Source organism: Idiomarina rhizosphaerae, from assembly GCF_024159085.1.
Classification (GTDB): Bacteria; Pseudomonadota; Gammaproteobacteria; order Enterobacterales; family Alteromonadaceae; genus Idiomarina; species Idiomarina rhizosphaerae.
This window is the reverse complement of record NZ_JAMZDE010000005.1, coordinates 1-24,917: the sequence shown is the minus strand read 5'-3', so window position 1 is coordinate 24,917 and position 24,917 is coordinate 1. Positions and strand designations below refer to the sequence as shown.

The following is a 24,917-nucleotide window of genomic DNA, read 5'->3' as shown; positions in this document are numbered from 1 at the left end:
CTAGTCTGCGTCCTCGTTCAGATCGAGTTTCAGCAGCACGTCTCCGGGCTCTTCACTGGGTAGACGTTTAAAGCCTCCGCGCTCGAACACGCTGAGCATGGGCTTATTAGCTGCCAGAACATAGGCCTGCATACTGTCCAGTTTGCGCTCTTTGGCAATACGGATCATTTCATCCAGTAACATGCCTGCCATGCCGCGCCCCTGATACTTCTCACGGGTAACAAAAGCCACTTCACAGCTATTTTGAGACTCAATAAAGTAATAACGTCCTACGGCCTGAATTTGAACCGCTGAACCCTTTTGGCGAACAATACACAGAGCCAGGTCTTTGGACTGATCAACGCTGACCAAATTACAGGATTTTTCCCGGGTCATGTTGGTGGGCACTGCGTTGTATCGTAGCTGCAGAGTTTCTTTTGTATGAGAGTAGAAAAACTCCTGCAATCGTCGTTCATCCGAGGGATAAAGCGGTCTTAAATCAAAAGACTCATTATTGATTTTTAGTTTTTTAAAGCCGATGTCACCAAGTTCAGGCACATCGACAGGCGTTTGTTGCTGGTAGTTGGGCACCCAGTAGTGTTTGCGTACTTCCTGTAACAGGTGGCTACGGAATTTAGGGTGAGCAACACGAATCAGTTCTAACGCGCGTTCGCGGATACTTTTCCCGCGCAGCGACGCCACCCCAAATTCGGTTACGACATAGTGCACGTGCCCTCGTGTGGTGACCACTCCGGCTCCTTCACGAATAAAAGGCACAATCCGTGACACCTTACCGTCTTCGGTAGTCGACGGCAGGGCAATGACGGGCTTACCACCTTTACTTAAGGAAGCGCCACGACTGAAGTCAACTTGCCCGCCAATACCGCTGTAAAACTGATGTCCTATGGAGTCGGAAACAATCTGTCCGGTTAAGTCCACTTCAATGGCGCTATTAATAGCTACGAGTTTGTCGTTACGGGCGACATTAGCCGGCGAGTTAACGTACTCGCTGGGGTAAAAGCCAACGTGCGGGTTGTGATCAACAAAGTCATACAAGGCTTTAGAGCCCATACAAAAACTGGTGACGATTTTGTTTGGGTGAAAGGTTTTTTTACGATTGTTGATAACTCCCTTGAGCATGAGGTGCATAACATCGTCGGTGATAAGCTCACTATGAATACCAAGATCTTTGTGATTGCTCAGGTAACGCAGTGCCGCCGCGCAAATAGTGCCCACGCCAATTTGCAGAGTCGCGCCATTTTCAACCAGCAACGCAATGTACTGGCCTATACGTTCAATGATTTTATTGTTTTCCAGGCTTGGCGGTGGCAGCTCCGGTAGTGGTGCAGCATGTTCCCAAAAATGGTCAATCTGATTCGTGTGTAAAAACGACTGACCATAGGTAACCGGCATATTAGGGTTAACCTGAGCTATCACCGTATTAGCCGATTTAGCTGCCGCGGCAACTACATCAACCGACACGCCCATGGAATGGTAACCATACTTGTCGGCGGGGCTGACCATAATTAAGGCCGCATCCAGTGGCAGAATTCCGTTACTGAATAAATTAGGAATATCGGAAATGAAGCTGGGGGTGTAATCTGCGCGCCCTTCGTTAACCGCCGTTCGTACGGTATCACCACCAATAAAAAAGGTGTTTACCTTAAAGAGTTGCTGATACTGAGGACCTGCCCACTTATTATCGGACAGCGTCATTAACTGCACAATTTCAATATCGTGCAGGTTTTTCGCATTTTCTATCAGGTCATCAATAAGCGCCGTAGGCACCGCAGCATGCGAACCTATAAAGATCCTCTGCCCGGATTTTAGTATTTTTGACCAGTCTAGTTTTGTCTTTGTCATAGCACTGTTTTACCGCAGTGAGGTGTTTTGTGCAATCCTCTAAAGTGAGATAGACTCAGCGGTTAAATTACCGTCAAACGGACATGCTTCCCATGCAAAATAAAAACAATAAATGGGTTACTCAAAAAATTAACTTTTCTGTTGTCGCCGGGGAACAGGAATACTTATGCTGAAACTGTCTAACTTTGGTCCAGGCGCTCTGGTCGCTGCTGCTTTTATTGGTCCGGGAACGGTAGTTACTGCTTCATTAGCTGGTGCTAATTTCGGCTATGCACTGCTGTGGGCGTTGCTGTTTTCCGTTGTCGCCTGTGTCATTTTGCAGGAAATGTCTGCCCGTATTGGGTTAGTCACTCAAGCTGGTCTGGGCGAGAATATTCGTAATAATTTAACCTCTGGCTGGCTTCGGTGGCTGGCGCTGTTGCTCATTTTTAGTGCTATTGCTATTGGCAATAGTGTCTATCAGGGGGGCAACCTTTCCGGGGCAAGCCTGGGTGCAAGCGAATTGCTTGGACCGGTACCTTTACTTGACCGCTGGCTGAGCAATGCCTGGGCGCTTGTCATTGGTATTATTGCGCTATTGATACTCTGGTCCGGGAATGCGCGCGTGATAGAGCGAGCTCTTATCGTTATGGTGCTGTTAATGAGCGTGGCTTTTATCGGCACGTTTCTATTAACAGGTCCGGACTGGGACGCGGTATTCACTGGTACCTTTGGTTTTTCCATGCCGACCGGAGCGACTTTAACGGTGGTGGCTTTAATTGGTACCACTGTGGTTCCTTATAATATTTTCCTGCATGCATCCAGTGTTTCCAAAAAATGGAAAACAGCAGAAGAATTGCCAGCCGCGCGACGTGATCTTTTTCTTTCTATTCCTTTTGGTGGCCTTATTTCTATGGCTATTGTGGCTACAGCTGCCTCGGCCTTCTTTGGTCAGAAAATTGAGATAGAAAGCGCCGGCGACCTGGCTGAATCTTTAAGACCATTGTTTGGAGACGGCGCCACATATTTAATGGCAATAGGGTTGTTCGCGGCGGGTATTTCGTCGGCAACAACAGCGCCTTTAGCCAGTGCTTATGCACTATGTGGAATTATGGGCTGGTCAGTTAATTTACGCAGCAAAGCCTTTCGGATTATCTGGTTCACGATTCTGGTAATTGGCATTGTTATTTCCAGTGTTGGTATTAATCCAGTTACCGTAATCTGGTTTGCACAGGTGGCTAATGGCATCTTGCTGCCCGTGATAGTCGGCTTTCTCTGGTGGCTTTGCCAAAGCCCTCTGTTGGGGAAATATCGCAACTCACTGCTGCAAAATATTTTAGCTGCAATTATTTTTCTGATTTCTGTAGTGCTGAGTGGTAGAAGTCTTGGTTCCGCTTTTGGGTTTTGGTAGGTAAAAGCTACGTCCCTGTAGCCTTATTTTAATTTGAGGTTACTCGCTGGCGGCACCAATAAACTCAAGTTCTTGTGGTTCGCTGGACGCTTCAATACTGACATCCTCCGTTAAGAAGAAGTTAATGTCATCGTCGGCTTCAGGATCGTCGTTACCATTGCAGGTTAGCGCGGCGGTGTAGTCCCCTGCGGCAATAAACCCAAGCGAAAAGTCGTAGGTATTAACGCCATCAAAGTAAACCGCTGTGCTGGCGTACGGCGTATTTTCTTCTGCACCACCGTTATCCGCCAGAGTTGCTTCGTCAAGATCACTACCTTCGTATAGATAGACATAAGCAACTGGCTCCTCCGTGTTTTCCGGTGCCACGGTGCAAGTGTTATTAAACAGCAGTGCGCCTTCAGCTACGGTTCCTTTCAGGTGGCCAACCGTAGAATTATCGACTAAACGAACGCCTCTGGGTTTAAGAATATAGTGGCTTTGTCCTACTGGGTTGGTCATTGAGTTGCGTAAGTCAAATTCCACCGTAAAGTTAAGGTTGCCACCGGCATCGGCAATAAAGCCGTCCAGTTTAAGTTCATTAGAAGGAACCTGAACACTCACCTTCTCTGCTTCCCCATCACTATTTGTGTCGGCCATAATGTATGAGCCATCGGCCATAACCAGCCTCAATTGACCGTATTGCCCTGCTTCTATTTCAGCATCTTCCAGAAACATCATAGAATCGTTACCGGTGAATTCTAATAAATTAATACCTATGGTGTTAGCTATGGGCTGACCTTCCTCGTTAGTGCAAAGATCATTTTCTTCAGGGGCCTCTATGTCTTCACCAACAGTGAAAGTGCGGGGAGAGTCGCCATTTCCCGTAAGCTCAATTGCGTTAAAGCAGGCGACAACGGATTCTGCATTGTCGACAGGGGCGTCACTGATACCTAATGAGAACTGAGCGACATCGTTAGTGTCATTACTATCTGAGCCTCCGCATGCAGCCAGACTTAACGTAGCGGTAGCCAGAGTTGTTAACATTAACTTATTCATAGTGCTCTTCCTTTCAGCTGTAAAATAATAGGGGAAAAAATGGCATATTTGATTACGTGAGGCTAATTTATAGATGCGGTAAGAATTTGTTAAAAGGCATTTTACAAAAATTTTCATTGACAAAGTTCTGAGTTAGCTCTATATCGTCTTTGTCGTATACAACGACAGACTTTTGTTCGGTTTTTAGTCTGTAGGAAGGGCTTACACATGACCAAGATGACCCGTGAATCACTGTTAAAGAAACCGTTTAACGATTTCCGCAACTATCCTTATGGCTTTTCACGCTCCGGCGACTTTTCAATTCGGGAAAGCGACGCATTGACTCATTATGGTTGTTTGATTACAGCTATGCTGAACGGTGAGTTTAAGCCGACTTTAAAAGAAGACATCCAATTACTGGCTGCGTGCAAAGGTGAGCAAGCTCCGGTAAGTACTGTAGAAAAAGTTTGGGCCAAGTATCAGGCGCGAATTCACCGGCCTAAGGTTGCCAGTATGTATGGTCGGGGGAAATTTGCTGATGACACCTTCAGTTCAGCCTCGGATACGGAAGACGATCTTATTGTTGAGGACTGATTTGGCGTAAACGTCTGGGTTTTTGACGGTGGCACATGTAGCAATGGCTGCCGTCAGATTGTTTGGCTTCTTTTTTGGCTTCACTGGCCAGCAGTGCGACATCGTGATGCGATAAACACTCGGAAGGGTCAGGCTGAACAACTCCTATAGCGAGGCCCAGTAAAGGATAGAAAACCGGTGTGCCGTTTCGGGATAGCGCTTTTATTCCCCCTAAATCAATGTGTTCCTGATGATAAAAACGGGTAATATCCTGCTCGAAATCTCTGATAATTTTATTACATTGTTGTTCGGTTTGTTCTTTATCTGTGTCTTTGAAAATGGCCACAAAGTCGTCTCCGCCAATGTGACCAATGAAATGACCGTGTCTGAATAATTGCTTTTGCAGTATCTGTGCCAGCCATTTAATAATTTGGTCGCCCTGTTCGTACCCATAAATGTCGTTGTAGGGCTTAAAATGGTTCAAATCAAAGTAGGCTACGTGAAATGACCGTGCCCGGGAAAGTTGGTCTTCGATAATTTGGTTAATGGCCACGTTGCCCGGCAGTTGAGTTAGAGGGTTAGCATGGCGTGCATTGTTAACCTTTAATTCAGTTATCCTGCGTAGTAGGTTTTTAATGGATGCCACACCGTAGTAAACATCGCTTTTAGTCACAATAATGTGCTGATAAATATCGACTTCGTCGTTATCGGTAATAAGTTGGCTTACTTCTTCCAGCGACGTTTGCCAGTCAACGGAAAGAGGGTGTTCGTCCATTATGTAAGAAACCGGTTTGTTGGCATAAAGTGCATGACCGTAGGAACCGGAAAAGAATTCCATAATCTTTTCTCTGCGAATAATTCCGGCGACTCTCTTCTCATGAATAACGGGCAGGGAAGATAAGGTTTTGTCCTGTGTAAAGGTATCAAGTACTTCAGATGAGCGCGTATGAGCTGATACGCAATGAATGGTATCGACCACACTGGCGATAGTGCTTTGGTAGTTTAATGCAACATGATGATGCGGCAGCAGCAGCGAGGACGGAACCTCCAACACCGGATAAGGCGCGGGTCTGCCAAGCAGGAACCCCTGACAATAATTAACTCCCATGGCCTGCAATTGCTCAAGCTCATCTGGGGTTTCAATGCCTTCCACAACAACTTTTGTGCGCAGACTGGTGGCCAGCGATAAAATACTTTGTACAAATTCTCTTTTTACAGAGGACGTTTCAATAGAATGAATAAAGTATCGATCAATTTTCACATAGTCAGGACGTAATTCTGACCAGAGTTTCAGCCCTGAGTAACCGGCTCCTAAATCATCAATTGCTATCATAAACCCCAGTTTCTGATAATGAATAATAGCGTGTTTTAAGTTCTCGGTATCTTCAATTGGGTAACGCTCTGAAATTTCGATAACGATTTGTTCCGGCGCTATGCCGAATTGCTGAGACAAGCGTAATGTTGAGCCATGAGGGTGGCTGTCGTCCTGCAAAACGTTAGGGTTAACGTTAAGAAATAGCTTTCCCTGCATTGCGTTTTTTTGAAACGCTTCCATTGCTGCCGAGCGGCAGGCAAGCTCTAGTTCAGAGAGTAACTGTACCTGGCTGGCGAGAGAAAACAGGCGATCCGGGAATTCAAGAGGGTGGCCTTTGGGTCCACGAATAAGAGCTTCGTGGCCAATAACAATTCCGCGGGAAGTGTCCATAACAGGCTGGAATAGAGGATAAAGCTGTTTTTCCTGAATAAGGCTTAACAGCTCTTGAGTTAAATCAGACCCTGACATGGAACCTCCTGTTACAGCACGACATAAAAGCTTAGTTTTATTTTATGACAGTGCTATGACAGGAGGTAAGTATTTAGCTCTCGCGTTTTATTGCGCGGTGAGCGATATCCGTACGGTAATAGGCGTTGTTCCAGCTCACTTGATCGACCAGTTGATACGCCAGTTTTTGTGCTTCTGTAACAGTGTCACCCAAAGCCGTACAACACAAAACTCGACCACCACTAGTGACCACTTTGCCATTGTCCATTTTAGTCCCGGCGTGGAATACCTTCTGGTTCTCAGGTGCGTGATCCGGCAAACCGTGAATGACGTCACCTTTTGCATAGCTTTCAGGGTACCCACCCGCGGCCATAACCACGCCAACTGCGGCACGCTCATCAAAGTCGATAGGTGCCTGGTTGAGCTTGCCCTCAATTGCCTGAAGGCAAAGTTCGACCAGATCGGATTTCAACCGCATCATAATTGGCTGAGTTTCCGGGTCACCAAAGCGACAGTTGTATTCCAGTACTTTGGCGGTGCCGTCTTCAGCAATCATCAAACCAGCGTACAGAAAGCCCTTGTAAGGTGCCCCCTCTGCTGCCATTCCTTCGACAGTGGGTTTAATCACATGCTGCATGACCCAGTCATGGATCGCCGGAGAAACCACCGGAGCGGGCGAATACGCGCCCATACCGCCGGTGTTAGGTCCTTTGTCGCCATTATCGCGGGCTTTATGATCCTGGCTTGAGGCAAAAGGTATGGCATGTTTACCGTCAACCATAACAATGAAAGACGCTTCTTCACCGCGTAAAAACTCTTCGATAACAACGCGATGCCCGGCATCGCCGAAACGGTTACCGGCCAGCATGTCGTCGATAGCGGCATCAGCCTGTTCCTGACTTTCGGCAATAATAACGCCTTTGCCAGCGGCCAGTCCGTCGGCCTTAATGACAATAGGAAGACCCTTTTCAGCGACATAAGCTTTCGCTGGCTCAACCTCAGTAAAGTTCTGGTAGTCGGCTGTGGGTATGCTGTGACGTTGCAGAAAGTCCTTGCTGAAAGCTTTAGAACCTTCCAACTGTGATGCTTTAGCCGTTGGGCCGAAAGCCGCTAATCCTGCTTCGCTGAAGCGGTCAACGATACCTGCAACTAATGGCGCTTCCGGCCCGACGATAGTCAGCTCTATACCTTCCTTTTTGGCAAAGTTAAGTAAGCCTTCGATGTCTTCGGCACCAATGGCAACATTTGTCAGGTTTGGCTCACGCTCTGTACCTGCATTACCGGGTGCAACATAAACACAGTCAACTTGGTTTGATTGTGCTGCTTTCCACGCCAGAGCGTGTTCACGGCCTCCGCCGCCAACGACCAATACTTTCATAAGGTTAGCTTTGTCCTGTTAGTCTGTAACGGGTTTGCGAAACTTCAAGGTGAAACGATCACTTTCACCAATGGCTTCATATTTGTCTTTATCCTCATCACCCAGAGTTAGAGTCGGAGGTAAAGTCCATACGCCTTTAGGGTGGTCGGCTGTATCTTTCGGGTTTGCGTTGATTTCGGCACTGGCGACAAACTCAAAGCCTGCTTGCTCGGCTAAATCGATGACCCAGCTTTCTTTTACATAACCCGAATCTTTGAATGCTTCAGCCTCTTTCGACTCAGGCAGACGGTGGTCAACGATACCCAGCATGCCGTTAGGCTTTAGTGTTTGATAAAACTGACGGAATGCCTGTACTACGCCTTCTTCACCTTCCTGCATGTACCAGTTATGAAGGTTGCGGAAAGTCAGAACTCTATCGGCACTTCTTGCCGGTGCAATTTCGCTATCAGAGCCCGGGGCAAATTCAGTTAAATTTACATTCCCATAAACCGGGTTGGTGGTTAATTTTTCTTTGAATTTTTCCAGAGAGCGTTGGTAATAATCGCTGCCTGAATCTTCAGGAAAGTGCGCAGCGTAAAGCTGTCCTTCGTCGGCAAGGTAAGGTGCCAGTATTTCAGTGTACCAACCGCCGCCCGGCCAAATTTCAACGACCGTCATGCTTGGCTCTAATTCAAAGAACTCTAAGGTTTCTTTGGGATGACGGAATTCGTCACGAGCCTGATACTTGTCAGTACGTGATTCATGGTCAATAGCGGCTTGCAAAGAGTCGGCTTCAGGAGCTGGCGAACAGGCACCAAGGATGCTTGCGAGTGCAAGGGCGGAAACAGAAGTTATTATTTTTTTCATACTATCACCTGTAGAGTTGAGAACTAGCCTATAAGACTAGCCCCCAAACGTTACTGACGCAATGCTGCAGTTATCAGCAAAGGTGCTTAGTGACGGAAATGTCTCATGCCGGTAAAGACCATCGCAATACCGTGTTCATTGGCAGCAGCAATGATCTCTTCGTCGCGGATAGAACCGCCCGGCTGAATAATAGCGGTTATACCGGCTTCAGCTGCGGCGTCAATGCCATCGCGGAACGGAAAGAAAGCATCCGACGCCATGACCGAACCCGGTACGCTGAGGTTTTCATCAGCGGCTTTAATACCCGCAATTTTGGCACTGTAAACCCGGCTCATCTGGCCTGCACCAACACCTATGGTCATACCGTCTTTGGCATAAACAATGGCATTAGACTTAACAAACTTAGCGACTTTCCAGCAGAACAGTAAGTCGGTCATCTGTGCTTCAGTTGGCCGTTTCTCGGTGACGACTTTCAGGTCGTCCTGAATGAAGTCCTGGTTATCCGTGTCCTGTACCAGTAAACCGCCGTTGACGCGCTTGTAGTCCAGTTGCTCAACAGAGTCCGACCACTCACCACATTCCAGTAAGCGAACGTTCTTTTTGCCGGCAACAGCAGCCTTAGCGCTTTCACTGACACTCGGAGCGATAATAACTTCCACAAACTGACGCTCAACAATAGCGGTTGCGGTTGCTTCATCTAGCTCGCGGTTAAAAGCAATAATGCCACCAAATGCGGAGGTAGGGTCGGTTTTAAAGGCGCGGTCATACGCGTCGGTAATAGATTCACCTATTGCAACACCGCAAGGGTTTGCGTGCTTAACAATAACGCAGGCTGGTTCAACAAAGCTTTTTACGCACTCAAGTGCCGCGTCTGTGTCGGCAATATTGTTAAAGGACAACGCTTTGCCCTGAATTTGAGTCGCGCTGGAAACGGTACCTTTTGGTGCATTGCGCTCAGTATAGAATGCCGCCGACTGATGCGAGTTTTCGCCGTAGCGTAAGTCCTGCTTTTTCGATACCTGCAGATTCAAAGTGCGCGCAAAGTTATTCTCACTCAGTTGTTTACCAAGGTAGTTGGCAATCATACCGTCGTACTGAGCGGTGTGTTCGAATGCCGCGACAGCTAAGTCAAAACGGGTGCTGTGGCTGACTCCACCCTGTTCCTCAAGTTCAGCAAGCACGCGCTGGTAGTCACTGGCATTCACAACAATGGTCACGTCTTTGTGGTTTTTAGCAGCCGCACGAACCATAGTCGGACCGCCAATATCGATATTCTCAATAGCGTCTTCGAGAGAACAGCCTTCTTTAGCAACCGTTTCAGCGAAGGGGTACAGGTTCACTACAACCATATCGATAGGAGCAATATTTTGCTCCTGCATAACATTCTGGTCGACATCGCGGCGACCTAGAATACCGCCATGAACCTTAGGGTGCAGTGTCTTTACCCGTCCGCCCATAATCTCTTCCTGACCGGTATGTTCAGAAACATCAATAACGGCAATGCCTGAGTCACGAAGCAGTTTGGCTGTACCGCCTGTAGAGAGAATTTCAATGTTCTTTTTAGCCAAAGCTTGAGCGAATTCAACAATACCGGTTTTATCAGAAACACTGATTAAAGCGCGTTGGATTGGACGGGTTTCCATTGTTTTGCCTTTCTATACTGAGTTAACTTACGGGGAGGTTAATAAAAAAAGGGCGCCAAAAGGCGCCCAAAAAACTTCTTAATTCATGCCGTATTTTTTCAGCTTCTTGCGTAAGGTGCCGCGGTTAATGCCTAACATGGTTGCGGCGCGGGTTTGATTACCCCGGGTGTAAGTCATGACTTCTTCAAGTAACGGTGCTTCTACTTCAGATAGCACTAACTCGTAAAGTTCTTCAGGATCCTGACCATCAAGCTGACGCAGAAAACTGTTCAATGCTTGTTTTACGGAATCACGCAGTGGCTTTGGCTGTGCGTTATTGCCGATAGTGGTTAGGGGAGATACGTTCTCACGACTAGGGTTTTGATCAAACATAATGCGCTTATCTCTTCTCTACAGTGACAAAATAATCTTCAAGTGCCTTAAGTTGCTCGCAGGCATCCTCAAGACGATTAAATGTTTGCCTGAATTCATCATTGCTGGCTTTTTCTTTTAAATACCAACCAACGTGTTTCCGGGCGATTCTGACACCCTGGTAACTGCCGTAAAATTCGTGCAGTTTGCCAACGTGATGAATAACGGTCTCAGCCACTTCGGTTAAGGACGGCGGGCTTAGCTCCTGTCCTGTTTCAAGAAAATGAGCAATTTCCCGAAACAGCCAGGGGTTACCCTGCGCGCCGCGACCAATCATAATGGCGTCGGCTCCGGTGTACTCTAAAACCTGTTGAGCCTGCAGTGGTGTACGGATATCGCCGTTAGCCACTACCGGGATAGAAACAGCCTTCTTAATTGCCTTTATGGTGTCGTATTCGGCAATGCCTTTGTACATGCAGGCACGAGTACGACCATGAATGGCAAGAGACTGAATACCGCAACGTTCTGCCAGCTGCGCTATATCAATACCGTTTCTGTGTTCAGGATCCCAACCGGTTCTGGTTTTCAGTGTTACCGGAACGTCAACAGCTGCAACCACAGCTGTTAATATCTCTTCTACTAACTCGGGATGCTGCATAAGCGCCGAGCCAGCCATCTTCTTGTTTACCTTTTTCGCCGGGCAGCCCATATTTATGTCAATAATCTGCGCACCCATACTCACATTCACGCGCGCTGCTTCGGCCATTAATGCCGGCTCAGAGCCTGCTATCTGCACAGCACGAATGCCCAGCTCTCCCGAATGATCCATGCGTTGCCTGGATTTATCGGTCTGCCATACCTTCGGGTTACTGGACAGCATCTCTGATACTGTAAGTCCAGCCCCCGTGCTGTAACACAGCTGACGGAACGGCTGATCAGTAACTCCAGCCATGGGAGCTAATATGACCTGATTGTCGAGTTGATATGGACCAATCCGCATCGGTTAAAAACTACTCAGCGAAAGGGTGAGGAATTTTAGGGAATTTGCGCGATAAAGAAAAGGCTATTTATTACGCAATTTGAGTCTTTTTTTCATTTTTTACTATTGACAAAGCGTACGCTTGTTAACCAACGCGGGTGCCGCTGAGCATTGCCCAGTCGCCGTCTATAGTCGGAGTGTCGAATTTGATCTGAGGTTCATAAGCCTCAATAACCCCTTCTATTTGCCGTTCCAGAATACCGGATAAAACCAGTTGTCCTCCGGGGGCAACAAAGCCGAGTATGGTATCAGCAAGCTCTCGCAAAGGTCCGGCAAGGACATTGGCAAGCACAAGCTCAACCTGTGTTTCAGGCTGTTGGCTGGGCAGGTAAAGGCTAAATTTATCGCCCACTTTATTACGCTCAGCGTTATCTTTCGTCGCAATCAGCGCCTGTTGGTCAATATCAATGCCAACTACGTGCTCAGCGTTAAATAATAACGCGGCAATGCCGAGTATTCCCGAGCCACAACCAAAGTCGACAACGGTTTTTCCTGTTGGCGGGTTGGCATCTATCCAGCGCAGACACATAGCGGTTGTTGGGTGTGTTCCGGTACCAAAAGCCATGCCGGGGTCGAGCAAAATATTAACGGCTTCAGGTTTTGGTATCTCCCGCCAGCTGGGGCAAATCCATAAATTCTCGCCAAACTGAATCGGATGAAAATTATCCATCCATTCGCGTTCCCAGTCTTTGTCTTCCAGTGCATCGACTTTGTACTGCAAGTCACTACCGAAAATGTTGGACTGTTTCAGGTTGGCAATAATGGCTTTGACATCTGCGTCGGCGTCAAATAAGCCTGTGGCTAGAGTGTGCTCCCACAATATAACGTCGCCGGGGCGGGGCTCAAAAATGGGTGTGTCGGCGCCGTCGCGGTAAGTTACCGCCTGAGCGCCGTTAGCCATGAGCATGTCACCCACCTGGGGCGCATGCTCTTCACTACAGGAGAGGGTGAGTTGTATCCAGGGCATTAATTAATGCCCGCCTATACCAAGTTTTTTCTCAAGGTAGTGAATATTGGTTCCACCGTGCTGGAAGTTTTCATCTGCCATAATCGATTTTTGCAAAGGGATATTGGTTTTAATGTCTTCGATGATCAATTCACTTAAAGCATTACGCATGCGGGCAATCGCAATATCACGGTTTTCGCCGTAAGTAATGAGCTTACCTATCATTGAGTCATAGTTCGGCGGTACTTTGTAATCCGCGTAAACGTGTGAGTCCCAACGCACACCAAAGCCACCCGGAGAGTGGAAACGGGTAATAGTGCCTGGCGACGGTGTAAAGGTTTCAGGGTCTTCGGCGTTAATCCGGCATTCAATTGCATGACCACGAATGACAACATCTTCCTGGCTGACCGAAAGCTGACGACCGGCCGCAATGCGCAGCTGCTCTTTAATCAAGTCGATACCTGTGACCATCTCGGTAACCGGATGCTCAACCTGAATACGGGTGTTCATTTCAATGAAGTAGAATTCACCATTTTCGTACAAGAATTCAAATGTACCGGCACCACGGTAGCCCAGCTCTACACAGGCTTTGGCACAACGCTCACCAATAAATTTGCGCATTTCTGGCGTAATGCCCGGCGCAGGTGCTTCTTCCACAACCTTCTGGTGACGGCGCTGCATCGAGCAGTCACGTTCACCTAAATGAATGGCATTGCCTTGTCCATCGGCCAGAACCTGAATTTCCACATGGCGAGGATTTTCAAGGAATTTTTCCATATAAACAACAGGGTTGCCGAAGGCTGCACGAGCTTCGTTCTGAGTCATAGTGATAGAGCTGAGTAATTCGCTCTCTTCGCGTACAACCCGCATACCACGACCGCCGCCGCCGCCTGCTGCTTTAATAATAATAGGGTAACCAATGCGCTTAGCAAGCTTCTTATTACGCTCGTCGTCGTCATCCAGAGGGCCATCTGACCCCGGAACGCAAGGAACGCCGGTTTTCTTCATTGCCTTAATGGCTGATACTTTGTCGCCCATAAGACGAATAAGATCCGGCGTTGGTCCGACAAAAATGAAGCCAGATTGTTCAACTTGTTCAGCAAAATCGGCGTTTTCGGCCAGAAAGCCGTAACCCGGGTGAATAGCTGCTGCATCCGTAATTTCAGCTGCACTGATAATACGGGGAATGTTCAGGTAGCTCTCGTTCGCTGGCGCTTTACCTATGCAAATTGCTTCGTCTGCAAGTAAAACGTGTTTAAGGTTTCTATCAACCGTTGAATGAACTGCCACTGTTTTAATGCCGAGCTCTTTACAGGCTCGCAGTATGCGCAGTGCAATTTCGCCACGGTTGGCAATGACCACTTTATCTAACATGACAAATACCTGCGGTTACTTTATTCGATGATAAACAGTGGCTGATCAAATTCAACCGGCTCTTCGTTATCTACTAAAATCTGTTTAACGACACCGGATTTGTCTGCTTCAATCTGGTTCATCATTTTCATTGCTTCAATAATGCACAGTGTTTCACCAGCGTTAACGCGAGAGCCAACAGTAACGAAAGGCTTTGCATCAGGTGATGGAGCTTCGTAGAAGGTTCCAACCATAGGCGAGCGAACAACGTGACCGCTAATTTCTTCACTGGCTGGTTCAACTGCCGGTTGGCTTGCCGGAGCCGATTGTGGCGCTTGCTGAGGGGCGTGTTGCGGCTGCGGCGCGTATTGCATAGGCGCAGGCTGCGCACTGTAACGATTAATCCGAACTGACTCTTCGCCCTCGGTAATTTCCAGTTCCGCTACGCCAGATTCTTCAACGAGCTCGATCAGTTTCTTAATTTTTCGGATATCCATGCTAACGTCTACCTTTAGTTATCTGTGTTGTTCAATGTAGTTAAAGCTGCTTGTAAAGCGTATTCATAACCACGGGCACCAAGCCCGCAGATAACGCCGTCGGCCACGTCCGCTAAATACGAATGGTGGCGGAAGCTCTCACGGCGATAAATATTAGAAAGGTGTACTTCAATAAAAGGGATTTTCACAGCCAATAACGCATCGCGTAAGGCCACACTGGTGTGTGCGTAGGCTGCCGGATTAATAACAATATAATCGACAGAGTCTTTGGCGGCTTGCTGAATCCAGTCAATTAACTGGTGTTCAGCATTGGACTGACGGAAATCTAGTGCTGTTGCGTGTTGTTTAGCAATGGCTCCCAGCGAATCAGCGATATCATCCAGGCTTTGCTTGCCATAAAGCTCTGGTTCACGCTGCCCCAGTAAATTTAGATTTGGGCCATTGAGCACTAATATTTTAAAACGTTCTGCCATTGTGCCGCCATTTGCTGTGAAGTTACGAAAACTATTTAAAGTGACCACAACTTTCAGTTTGGGTTCCTATAACAACAGTATTATAGGGAAAAAAAGCAAGATTGCAGCACTTTACTGGTCTTATCAGCGCATTTAGGCACAAGTTTACTCGGAAACTATCTTTTCCAGATGCTTTTCGAAATCTTCAGCGTTCATATAACCGGTCACCCGGTATTCAGAGCGTTCTTTGCCTTCCGGGTCAAAGAACAGAATAGTGGGCAGACCCAGCACCTTGTAGCGACTCAGAATTTCCACGTCTTGCGCATTATTGCGGGTAACATCGGCCTGAATAAGTTTAAATTTCTGAAATTGCGTCTGAACCTGTTCATCAGAAAAGGTGTACTGCTCGAATTCTTTGCAGGCCACGCACCAGTCAGCGTAAAGGTCTAGCATTACCCAACGGTCACTCTCAGCTATTTGTTGCTGTATGTCGCTAACATTACTAACGACAGTAAAAAGGCCGTGACTTTTTTGTTCCAGCTGCGCTTTATTCACCTGCCAGTAACTGCCTGTAGTAGCTGCCGCTGCCAGAAATACAATAGTGATAACTTTTGTGGTGGTGCGAAGCGGCTGACTTATCGAAACAGCCAGAGATACGGCGGCAAGAATAAAGTAGAAAATCCATAGCCACATACTGATACTGGTCGGAATAAGGCGCTCAATTAAGAATAAGGTAACTGCCAATAACAGCCAACCGAAGAACTGCTTAACTACGTTCATCCATGCGCCGGCTTTGGGCAGAAGCTTGCCGCCACTTAAGCCGAATAAAATAAGCGGCACGCCCATACCCAGACTTAATGCGTAAAGAATAGCGGCGCCGCTTACCATATCGCCCGATTGCGCAATAAAGAGTAAGGCTCCTGACAACGGAGCCGTGGTGCAGGGCGATGCAACCAGGCCGGAAATAGCGCCGATAATAAAGACGCCAATGACATTTCCACCACTTTGCTGGCCGCTAAAGCTTTGCAGTTTCGACTGCCAGCTAATAGGAAGCTGCAGCGTATAAGCCCCGAACATACTTAAAGCAAAAAGGGCGAACAATACAGCCAGAACAATTAACACCACCGGATGCTGAAAATAAGCCTGATACTGCATACCCGCCGACGCCACAACCAGACCTAATAAAGAATAGGTAATGGCCATACCCTGAACGTATATAAAGGAAAGCCAAAGTGTGTTTTTCCAGTTACGTTCACGGTTGCCCAGCACAACGCCGGATAAAATGGGGTACATAGGAAACACGCAGGGGGTAAAAGCTAAGCCAATACCCAAAGCAAAAAAGAGTAACAATGTAATAATTAAATGTTGTTCACCTATACCGAACAGGCTGCTGTCTGTGTTTGGCGGTGCGGTGGTGGAGCTAATCTCACTAATACTGGAGAGTTTAATCTGCTTTTCTGTGGGCGGGTAACAGAGCCCCGCATCAGCGCAGCCCTGATACTGAACGGTAATGGTGTTGCTGGAAAACTTCGGGTTAAGTGTAAAAGACCACTCAACGTAGTCCCGGTACACAATTGATTCGCCAAAAAACTCATCGTTATGAGACTCGCCTTGCGGGAGTTCGGGTTCTGCGGCTAACGCATTTTCCGGAACCACCTTAAAGCGGTGTTGATACAAATAGTACTCGGGGGCAACAACCCAACTGACGGTCACTTTGTTGCCGTTAACTTCGCTGTCGAAATCAAAAGCCTGATCTACCGACAAAAACTGATTGTCCTGCTGGAATGGATTCGACTGCACACTATGTGCTGGCGCAACGACTGCAAAAACCAGGGTTAAGGCTGCGAGACATGTGATGAATCTTTGTATCATTTAACTGAGTCCTGTATCCACGTCAGATAATCGGGTAAACCATCTTCAATATTGATGCTGATTAATTCTGGAGAATCGTAAGGGTGAATAGCACTGATGGCACTTTTTATGTCACTGAAACGTTCCGCAGTCGATTTTATCAGCAAAAGCCACTCCTGGTCTTCATGCAATTCACCCTGCCAGGAGTAAATAGAGGTCATATTAGGCACTATATTGACGCAGGCCACGAGCTTTTTTTCGAGCAGAGAACGAGCCAGTTGTTTAGCTGAGTCAGAACTGTCTGTGGTGCATAAAATTAATTGTGGTTGCTGAGTCATAGAACCTCCCTATAGCGCCTGTCCGTTTTGCAAATTAGCATAAAAATTTTTGTGCTTCCCCCTTGATAACAAAAATTCCTCCCCCATTTAATGTGCACACACATATTTATCCGCCCCTTAGGGGTATTAACCACTAACAACAATAGGTTGAGGAGTTATCAACAATGAAACTTCGTCCTTTACACGATCGAGTCATTATTAAGCGCACCGAAGTCGAAGCGAAATCGGCTGGCGGCATTGTTCTGACTGGTTCTGCGGCAGAAAAATCTACTCGCGGTGAAATCGTAGCAGTAGGCAAAGGCCGCATTCTGGATAACGGTGAGGTACGTGCACTAGACGTAAAAGCTGGCGACAAAGTGCTGTTCAATGAAGGCTACGGTGTTAAAACCGAGAAAATTGACGGTGAAGAGTACTTAATCATGAGTGAAAGCGACATTCTGGCTGTTGAAGAATAAGACGTCAGAAACGCTTACTAGCACAACCGAATAAACGAATTTAAGAGGAAAAGCAAAAATGGCAGCTAAAGAAGTCAAATTTGGTAACACAGCACGTCAAAAAATGCTGAAAGGCGTTAACATTCTTGCTGATTCAGTAAAGGTGACGCTGGGTCCAAAAGGTCGTAACGTTGTATTAGATAAATCTTATGGTTCTCCTGTTATTACCAAAGACGGTGTTTCTGTCGCGAAAGAAATCGAGCTGGAAGACAAGTTCGAGAACATGGGCGCGCAGATGGTTAAAGAAGTCGCGTCTAAAGCAAACGACGAAGCGGGTGACGGTACAACAACCGCTACCGTTCTGGCTCAAGCCATTGTTAACGAAGGTCTGAAGTCAGTAGCTGCGGGCATGAACCCAATGGATCTTAAGCGCGGTATCGACAAAGCGGTTATCGCTGCAGTTGAAGAGCTGAAGAAAATTTCTCAACCTTGTGCCGACAGCAAAGCCATTGCTCAGGTAGCGACTATTTCTGCAAACGCTGATCACACTATTGGCGAAATCATCGCTCAGGCAATGGACAAAGTAGGCCAGGAAGGTGTTATCACCGTTGAAGAAGGCCAGGCACTGACTGACGAGCTGGACGTTGTTGAAGGTATGCAGTTCGACCGCGGTTACTTGTCTCCTTATTTCATTAACAATCAGGAAAGCGGTTCGGTTGAATTAGACAACCCGTTCATTCTTCTGATTGATAAGAAAATCTCTAATATCCGCGAGTTACTGCCGGTATTAGAAGGTGTTTCTAAAGCTGGTAAACCTCTGCTGATTATTGCTGAAGACGTTGAAGGCGAAGCGCTGGCAACTCTGGTTGTGAACAACATGCGTGGCATCGTTAAAGTTGCTGCGGTTAAAGCACCAGGCTTTGGCGACCGTCGTAAAGCGATGCTGCAGGACATTGCTGTTCTGACCGGCGGTACTGTGGTTTCTGAAGAAATTGGTATGGAGCTGGAAAAAACTCAGCTGGAAGACTTAGGTACAGCGAAGCGCGTTGTGATTACTAAAGACAATACTACTGTTGTTGACGGTAATGGCGACGATACCGCTATCGACGGTCGCGTTAACCAAATCAAGCAGCAGATGGAAGACACTACGTCTGACTACGACCGTGAAAAACTGCAGGAGCGTCTGGCAAAATTGGCTGGCGGTGTTGCGGTGATTAAAGTCGGCGCTGCTACTGAAATGGAAATGAAAGAGAAAAAAGCACGCGTGGAAGATGCGTTGCATGCAACTCGTGCAGCTGTTGAAGAAGGCGTGGTGCCTGGTGGTGGTGTTGCTCTGGTTCGCGCTGCGAGCAAACTGGCAGAACTGCGTGGTGACAACGAAGAACAGAACGTTGGTATTCGTTTAGCCCTGCGTGCGATGGAAGCGCCGTTGCGTCAAATCGCAATGAACGCTGGCGCTGAAGGTTCAGTGGTTGCTAACAATGTTCGTGGCGGCGAAGGTAACTACGGTTACAACGCGGGTAACGATACCTACGGCGATATGCTGGAAATGGGTATTCTGGATCCAACCAAAGTAACCCGTTCAGCACTTCAGTTCGCAGCATCTGTTGGCGCACTGATGATCACCACCGAAGCGATGATTGCTGACATTCCTCAGGATGACAACGCAGGCGGCATGCCTGGCGGCGACATGGGTGGAATGGGCGGTATGGGCGGCATGATGTAGGCCTCCCAACCCACTTTTGAAAAGGGGAGCCTTGATGGCTCCCTTTTTTTATGGAATTTTTTTCGTTATTCGTGTTCTAACAGAAAGATGACACCCTTGGCGATTGTATGGGAGGAAGATAGCATGCGTGTTCAAGGTATATTGGGAGCGGCTTTATTAGCCTGTAGTTTTACAGCATATGCTGGTACGGCTGAAGTTTCCTGGAAAGATGTTGATAGTTACACAGATATTCGACCGGCGGATGGTTTACGTGATCGTTACCAGAAAAAGGTCATGGATCAGCTTACTGAGCATTTTCAGGGGTTGGCGGCAAAGCTTCCGGAAGATCAGAAACTGGAAATTACCGTAACGGACGTCGATTTAACTGGCCGGGTTGAACCGACATTTGGACGCTCGAGTTCAAATTACGTGCGCATTGTTCGGGAAATTGATTTCCCGCGAATGGAATTTGATTATCGCTTAGTCGATAAATCGGGCGACGCTATAAAGGAAGGCCAGGCTCACGTAAAAAATATGGGGTTTAACTACGACAGCCTGGCATCACGAATGAGACGGGATGACTTATATTTTGAAAAGCAGATGCTGACTCAGTGGTTCGAAGAAACCTTTGTTAACCAGCCTGACGAATAGCTTTAAGACGAGCGAGAGTTTCAGTCATTAACTGTAATTGTTGTACCAGTAACTGCAACTGCTGCTCGTTTTCTTTGTCCTGCTGCCATTTTTCAAAGTTTCCGGCAATTTCATTAAGGTAGGGCTGAAAACGGTTACCCGTGCTTTCAAATACAGTTTGCTCAGCGAAAACGCCCTGGAACTTGGCTTTGCCTTGTTGACGCAGGTCATCAAGGTACTGGTCTGCATCAATTACTTGACGATACAGTTGCTGAAGATGCTCCTGTAGTTTATTTTCTACACTTTCCAGGTTATCGCTCATAGTTTTTCCTCTGTTAATGTATTAGTGCCGTCCGGCATGATAGCTGTTTTACTGAGCTCGCCAGCTTCCTCTCTGACCAGACGAGGAACCAGAAACCCAGGTAATTCATGAGTCATTTTTTGCCACAAGGCTTGTGCCTTCTCGTCACTAACCGCGAAATGGCTCGCGCCTTCAACTTTGTCCAACTGGTGCAAGTAGTAGGGCATAACCCGGGCATTAAATAACTTTTCACTAAGCTCGGTAAGCGCGGCTAAATTATCATTTACTCCGCTAAGTAAGACGCTCTGGTTCAGTAAATGAATACCCGCGTGGTGCCAGTCATCGAGTGCCTCGGCTAACTCAGGAGAAATCTCATTTGCATGATTCGCGTGAAGCACCAGAACACTTTGCAAGCGGCTGTTGCTGAGCACTTCTTTAAGCTTATGCGTCAGGCGGGAGGGTATCACGACTGGCAACCGGCTATGAATACGTAAACGGGTGAGTTGGGGCAATAATTCAAATTCGTTAATTAAACCTTTAAGCCGCTCGTCCTTCGCCATCAGAGGGTCGCCGCCGCTCAGAATCACCTCATTAATTTCCGGATGTTGTCGGATGTACTCCAGTGTCTCCGCTAGTTGGCGTTTACTGAAGATTAATTCGTCGTATGGAAAGTGACGCCGGAAGCAATAACGGCAATTGACTGCACAGCCGCCTTGCAGTATCAACAATACCCGGCTTTTATACTTGTGCAGAAGTCCGTTTACGGGGCCTTGCTGCTCTTGCAGGGGGTCGGTGCTGTAACCGGGAGCCGAATTAAATTCATTGTGTAAAGGAAGAACCTGACGTAATAATGGATCGTTACTGTCCTGTTCTTTCATTTGTGCAACAAAAGGCTTTGGCACGCGCATAGCAAAGAGCTTACGGGCTTTGATATCCTCACTAAATAATGCGGGATCGAGTTTGAGTGCACGTAGCAGTTCTTCTGGCTGGGTATAGGCTTGTTTCAGCTCGAACTGCCAGTCAGGACGATCATTTATAGAGATAGGATACGCTGGCTCAGGCACTACGCCTCCGCGACTGCTGCAAATACTCTATATTTTACCTGAAAAAAGTCGCTATTTGTTTTATTATTGCGCGCAAATGATCAGGCATTTACAAAGGAAAGTCTTGTTATGGCGAATTATAGTACGAGTGAATTTAAAGGTGGTTTAAAAATCATGCAGGACGGCGAGCCATGCTCGATCGTTGAAAATGAAATGGTTAAGCCCGGTAAAGGTCAGGCCTTTAACCGCGTTAAAATTCGCAAATTAATCAGCGGTAAAGTGGTTGAGAAAACCTTTAAGTCGGGTGAGTCTGTTGAAGGCGCTGATGTTATTGAGTTGGAACTGTCTTATCTTTATAACGATGGTGAGTTCTGGCATTTTATGAATAACGAAACCTTTGAGCAAGTTCCGGCAGACGCCAAAGCTGTTGCCGATGCTGAGAAATGGTTAGTCGAGCAGGATGTTTGTACTCTGACCCTATGGGAAGGGAAGCCGATTAATGTTCAGCCGCCAAACTTTGTTGAATTGGAAATTACTGAAACTGACCCTGGGCTTAAAGGTGATACTGCCGGCACTGGTGGTAAACCTGCCACGCTGAGTACAGGCGCTGTTGTTCGTGTTCCGTTATTTGTACAAATTGGCGAAGTGATCAAAGTTGATACTCGCTCGGGCGAATACGTTTCCCGCGTTCAAAAGTAAATAGATATGACGACCGACTGGCGGCCAGCAGCAGATTGGTCAGTGCTTGTTAAACGCGCTGATTTCATGCGGCAAGTCCGCCAGTTTTTTTATGAAAGGAAGGTAACCGAAGTCGATACGCATTTGTTGTCTCAGTTTGGGGTAACCGATTGCCATCTGAATAATCTCACCACGGAATTCAAGTACCCGCTGGCTTCAGGAAATAGAACGCTCTATTTGCAAACCTCTCCAGAATACGCAATGAAGAGAATTCTTGCGGCTTATGGAAAAGACATTTATCAATTAAGCCATGTGGTTCGCGACGACGAAATAGGACGCTTTCATAATCCTGAATTTACTTTACTTGAGTGGTATCGGGTTGGGTACGACGATATTCAGCTAATTGCAGAAGTTTCAGAACTACTGGTTGAAATGTGTGGCGCACCGGAAACGAAAGTCATCACTTATCAGCAGTGTTTTATTGATCACCTTGGCGAAGACCCTTTGACGACTTCCGGTGTTGAAAACATCAGACAACAGCTTGTTGAACAACCTGCTTTAACGGACTGGATGTCCAAAGAAGCCGATGAAAGTACCATTCTTCAAGTCGCCTTTTCGGAATTAATAGAAGGCAAGTTTCCTGCGGAGGTACCGGTTTGCGTCACCGAGTTTCCGAAGTCGCAAGCTGCTTTGGCAAAAATTGACTTGCACAATCCGCGTGTCTCCAGGCGGTTTGAGTTTTATTATCAGGGCGTGGAATTGGCCAATGGTTATAATGAGCTTGCGGATCCAGCCGAACAACGCCTGCGTTTTGACCAGGATAACCAACAACGTAAACAGTTGAATTTGCCCACACAACCCGAAGATACTCGTTTATTGGCGGCGTTAGAATCGGGATTCCCTGCGTGCTCAGGCGTTGCATTGGGTTTCGATCGGCTGCTGATGATTGCCTGTAGGGCGAAATCAATAACCGAAGTGCTGCCTTTTTCTATTCAAACTGCTTGATCAGAATCGCCTGAGAAAACAATTTTTTCTGATCTCCCTTGGCTATTCTTTTCGTATGTTATAATATTACAGCTTAGGTTTACGTAGAAGGTAGTTTCGAGTATGTCAGCAACAGCATCCAAAAATTTGGATAAAGCAGGAATTTGGGTCACCACTTTGTGTGCGATTCATTGCTTATTGCTGCCTGTTATTCTGCCGTTATTAGCTATGGCTGGTCTGGCTTTTATCGGTGAAGATTTACTAGAAAACACCATTTTAGGCTTCAGTGTTGTTATCGGGCTTTTATCTCTTATTAGCGGAGCTCGAAAGCATGGTAAATGGCACCTGTTGTCATTATTGCTGTTAGGCGCATTTATCTACTCCCAACGCGATATTCTGGGACACTGGGGTGAACCTGTTATTATTCTATTCGGTGCCGGCCTTATTATTTATGCTCACGTCTCGAATCTCCGCTTAAGCCGCAAACTTAATTTTGGCCCGGTGGCTGAAGAGCCTGTTCAAGGCTAACTCTTCCTTTCCAGAACAACGCCCGTTTCAATGTGGTCTGTGTAGGGAAACTGATCGAACATTGCAGCTGCAGTCACTTTATGACTACTGGATAAATCATGAATGTTCTCTGTCAAAGTTTCCGGGTTACAGGAAATATAAATTATCCTTTGGTACTGAGACACCAACTTCAATGTGTCTTTATCTAACCCGGCTCTGGGTGGATCAACCAATACGGTTTTACAATCAAAACTGTGAATCTCGGCATCAGCCGCCCGTTTAGATTCCAGTTCACCGCTTAAAGCTGCGCTAAACTCCTCGGCAGACATACGAACAACGGTGACATTTTGAATGTTGTTCAATTCTGCGTTCTCGCGAGCCGCCGCAACAGAACTTTTGCTAATTTCAGTAGCTAAAACGCGATTAAAATTCTCAGCCAGCGGTAAGGTAAAATTGCCGTTGCCGCAATAAAGCTCTAGTAAGTCATGCGAATTGTTGCCAGCGTGGCGTTTAGCCCAACTGATCATTTGCTGATTAATAATGGCATTTGGCTGAGTGAAGCTGTTCTCGGTTTGTAGAGACAGATAGCTTTTTCTATCAACCTTAACTTCTTCAGTGACGCTTTCTTTATATAACACGCGTTTTTGTTTACGAGCTCTTCCTATAAGCTCAACCTTAGCTATAGAGATCAGGGCCTCGCGAAGCTGAATGGCTTCCTGTTCCCATTGGTCATCTAAAGAGCGATGGTAGAGTAAAGAGATAATGGCTTCACCGGTGGTGGTGGTCAGGAAATCCACTTGGAACAGTTTGCGACGTAAAACCTCATTCGGCTTTAATAAACTAATAAGCTCTTTCATTAGTTTATTAATAAGCAGGCTCCCTGGCATGAATTTATCCATGCGGATTTTTTCACGTGTCTCAGGGTTAAACATAATGTAGTACAAGTCGTCGCCTTCGTGCCAAACCCGAAACTCAGCGCGCATCCGGTAGTGACTGGCGGGCGATTCAAACACTTCCACCTCATTAATGTGAAAAGGACGAAACATCTCTCTAACCCGGTCTGCCTTCTGTGCGAGTTGTTGTGGGTATTCAGATGTATCGATTCGTTTGTAAGTCATTATGAAGTTACGCCATATTTGCCAGTAATTAGTCTGGCTTCTATTTTACGCATCAATGCCTTTATGTGCCAACGCCCTTTATTTATGTTGGATTTGATCACATTTGCTGAAACTTTACGCAGTCAGTAAAAAAACAGTTAGAAAGGCGCTAAAAGCGCTTGACGGGACGAGTTAAATCTCTAAAATGCGCTCCACGTTCAAGGCAGGCAACGAAGCCGCCGAAAACCTAAGTTTTCTAAAAA

Annotated in this window: 25 protein-coding genes; 8 read left to right on the top strand and 17 right to left on the bottom strand. The window is 46.9% G+C overall.

Going from position 1 to position 24,917, the window contains the following annotated elements:
• Complete coding sequence (locus NJR55_RS04165) at window positions 1–1,842, bottom strand: GNAT family N-acetyltransferase (RefSeq protein WP_253618119.1); 1,842 nt, start codon at window positions 1,840–1,842, stop codon at window positions 1–3.
• Window positions 1,843–2,008: 166 nt separating this feature from the next.
• Here NJR55_RS04165 and NJR55_RS04160 point away from each other — a divergent pair, with 166 nt between their 5' ends.
• Window positions 2,009–3,232, top strand: coding sequence for an Nramp family divalent metal transporter (locus NJR55_RS04160; protein ID WP_253618117.1), 1,224 nt, complete (start codon window positions 2,009–2,011; stop codon window positions 3,230–3,232).
• A gap of 39 nt (window positions 3,233–3,271) precedes the next feature.
• On the opposite strand, the gene NJR55_RS04155 is transcribed toward NJR55_RS04160, so the two are convergent.
• On the bottom strand, window positions 3,272–4,267 hold the full coding sequence (locus tag NJR55_RS04155; protein WP_253618116.1) for a DUF4382 domain-containing protein: 996 nt from the start codon (window positions 4,265–4,267) through the stop codon (window positions 3,272–3,274).
• Between the two features lie 207 nt (window positions 4,268–4,474).
• Between NJR55_RS04155 and NJR55_RS04150 the strand changes: the two genes are divergently transcribed.
• Window positions 4,475–4,840, top strand: coding sequence for a MaoP family protein (locus tag NJR55_RS04150; RefSeq protein ID WP_253618115.1), 366 nt, complete (start codon window positions 4,475–4,477; stop codon window positions 4,838–4,840).
• On the opposite strand, the gene NJR55_RS04145 is transcribed toward NJR55_RS04150, so the two are convergent.
• The 12 genes from NJR55_RS04145 to cutA form a co-directional block, all read right to left on the bottom strand.
• Entirely contained in the window at window positions 4,824–6,602 is a 1,779-nt protein-coding gene (locus tag NJR55_RS04145; protein WP_253618114.1) for a bifunctional diguanylate cyclase/phosphodiesterase, read from the bottom strand. The two genes, NJR55_RS04150 and NJR55_RS04145, sit on opposite strands and share 17 nt — an antisense overlap.
• Window positions 6,603–6,675: 73 nt before the next feature.
• The gene (gene purD, locus NJR55_RS04140; RefSeq protein WP_253618113.1) at window positions 6,676–7,959 is read right to left on the bottom strand and encodes a phosphoribosylamine--glycine ligase; all 1,284 of its coding nucleotides are present in this window, start codon (window positions 7,957–7,959) and stop codon (window positions 6,676–6,678) included.
• Between the two features lie 18 nt (window positions 7,960–7,977).
• Entirely contained in the window at window positions 7,978–8,805 is an 828-nt protein-coding gene (locus NJR55_RS04135; protein ID WP_253618112.1) for a class I SAM-dependent methyltransferase, read from the bottom strand.
• 86 nt (window positions 8,806–8,891) lie between these two features.
• Window positions 8,892–10,448 (bottom strand): bifunctional phosphoribosylaminoimidazolecarboxamide formyltransferase/IMP cyclohydrolase, encoded by a 1,557-nt coding sequence (gene purH, locus NJR55_RS04130; RefSeq protein ID WP_253618111.1) that lies wholly within the window; start codon window positions 10,446–10,448, stop codon window positions 8,892–8,894.
• Between the two features lie 78 nt (window positions 10,449–10,526).
• Window positions 10,527–10,820: a DNA-binding transcriptional regulator Fis gene (gene fis / locus NJR55_RS04125; RefSeq protein ID WP_011235515.1), complete on the bottom strand. Its 294-nt coding sequence runs from the start codon at window positions 10,818–10,820 to the stop codon at window positions 10,527–10,529.
• A gap of 7 nt (window positions 10,821–10,827) precedes the next feature.
• Window positions 10,828–11,799, bottom strand: a complete 972-nt coding sequence (gene dusB, locus NJR55_RS04120) for a tRNA dihydrouridine synthase DusB (RefSeq protein WP_253618110.1) — start codon at window positions 11,797–11,799, stop codon at window positions 10,828–10,830.
• A 124-nt stretch (window positions 11,800–11,923) separates the two neighbouring features.
• The gene (prmA, locus tag NJR55_RS04115; protein WP_253618109.1) at window positions 11,924–12,805 is read right to left on the bottom strand and encodes a 50S ribosomal protein L11 methyltransferase; all 882 of its coding nucleotides are present in this window, start codon (window positions 12,803–12,805) and stop codon (window positions 11,924–11,926) included.
• A gap of 3 nt (window positions 12,806–12,808) precedes the next feature.
• Entirely contained in the window at window positions 12,809–14,158 is a 1,350-nt protein-coding gene (accC, locus tag NJR55_RS04110) for an acetyl-CoA carboxylase biotin carboxylase subunit (RefSeq protein ID WP_253618107.1), read from the bottom strand.
• A 20-nt stretch (window positions 14,159–14,178) separates the two neighbouring features.
• Entirely contained in the window at window positions 14,179–14,634 is a 456-nt protein-coding gene (accB, locus tag NJR55_RS04105) for an acetyl-CoA carboxylase biotin carboxyl carrier protein (RefSeq protein ID WP_253618106.1), read from the bottom strand.
• A 14-nt stretch (window positions 14,635–14,648) separates the two neighbouring features.
• A complete protein-coding gene (gene aroQ / locus NJR55_RS04100) occupies window positions 14,649–15,107 on the bottom strand; it encodes a type II 3-dehydroquinate dehydratase (protein WP_011235510.1) in 459 nt (152 codons plus the stop codon).
• A 144-nt stretch (window positions 15,108–15,251) separates the two neighbouring features.
• Window positions 15,252–16,958, bottom strand: coding sequence for a protein-disulfide reductase DsbD (locus tag NJR55_RS04095; protein ID WP_253618104.1), 1,707 nt, complete (start codon window positions 16,956–16,958; stop codon window positions 15,252–15,254).
• Entirely contained in the window at window positions 16,955–17,275 is a 321-nt protein-coding gene (gene cutA, locus NJR55_RS04090) for a divalent-cation tolerance protein CutA (RefSeq protein ID WP_253618103.1), read from the bottom strand. The genes NJR55_RS04095 and cutA overlap by 4 nt, the downstream gene beginning before the upstream one ends.
• A gap of 164 nt (window positions 17,276–17,439) precedes the next feature.
• Here cutA and NJR55_RS04085 point away from each other — a divergent pair, with 164 nt between their 5' ends.
• From NJR55_RS04085 to NJR55_RS04075, 3 genes are all read left to right on the top strand, one after another.
• Window positions 17,440–17,730, top strand: coding sequence for a co-chaperone GroES (locus tag NJR55_RS04085; protein ID WP_011235507.1), 291 nt, complete (start codon window positions 17,440–17,442; stop codon window positions 17,728–17,730).
• 58 nt (window positions 17,731–17,788) lie between these two features.
• A complete protein-coding gene (gene groL, locus NJR55_RS04080) occupies window positions 17,789–19,435 on the top strand; it encodes a chaperonin GroEL (protein WP_253618101.1) in 1,647 nt (548 codons plus the stop codon).
• A gap of 123 nt (window positions 19,436–19,558) precedes the next feature.
• Window positions 19,559–20,065, top strand: a complete 507-nt coding sequence (locus NJR55_RS04075) for a DUF3016 domain-containing protein (RefSeq protein WP_253618099.1) — start codon at window positions 19,559–19,561, stop codon at window positions 20,063–20,065.
• Here NJR55_RS04075 and NJR55_RS04070 read toward each other — a convergent pair.
• The gene (locus NJR55_RS04070) at window positions 20,046–20,366 is read right to left on the bottom strand and encodes a primosomal replication protein PriC (RefSeq protein ID WP_253618097.1); all 321 of its coding nucleotides are present in this window, start codon (window positions 20,364–20,366) and stop codon (window positions 20,046–20,048) included. The genes NJR55_RS04075 and NJR55_RS04070 overlap by 20 nt on opposite strands.
• Window positions 20,363–21,409, bottom strand: coding sequence for an EF-P beta-lysylation protein EpmB (gene epmB, locus NJR55_RS04065; protein WP_253618095.1), 1,047 nt, complete (start codon window positions 21,407–21,409; stop codon window positions 20,363–20,365). The genes NJR55_RS04070 and epmB overlap by 4 nt, the downstream gene beginning before the upstream one ends.
• Before the next feature lie 108 nt (window positions 21,410–21,517).
• Between epmB and efp the strand changes: the two genes are divergently transcribed.
• The 3 genes from efp to NJR55_RS04050 all read left to right on the top strand — a co-directional run bounded on the left by efp (window position 21,518) and on the right by NJR55_RS04050 (window position 23,578).
• A complete protein-coding gene (gene efp / locus NJR55_RS04060; RefSeq protein WP_253618093.1) occupies window positions 21,518–22,087 on the top strand; it encodes an elongation factor P in 570 nt (189 codons plus the stop codon).
• A 6-nt stretch (window positions 22,088–22,093) separates the two neighbouring features.
• Window positions 22,094–23,071: an EF-P lysine aminoacylase EpmA gene (gene epmA, locus NJR55_RS04055; protein ID WP_275978044.1), complete on the top strand. Its 978-nt coding sequence runs from the start codon at window positions 22,094–22,096 to the stop codon at window positions 23,069–23,071.
• Between the two features lie 102 nt (window positions 23,072–23,173).
• A complete protein-coding gene (locus tag NJR55_RS04050; RefSeq protein WP_253618091.1) occupies window positions 23,174–23,578 on the top strand; it encodes a MerC domain-containing protein in 405 nt (134 codons plus the stop codon).
• On the opposite strand, the gene trmA is transcribed toward NJR55_RS04050, so the two are convergent.
• Complete coding sequence (trmA, locus tag NJR55_RS04045) at window positions 23,575–24,675, bottom strand: tRNA (uridine(54)-C5)-methyltransferase TrmA (protein WP_253618088.1); 1,101 nt, start codon at window positions 24,673–24,675, stop codon at window positions 23,575–23,577. The genes NJR55_RS04050 and trmA overlap by 4 nt on opposite strands.
• Window positions 24,676–24,917 lie beyond the last annotated feature (242 nt).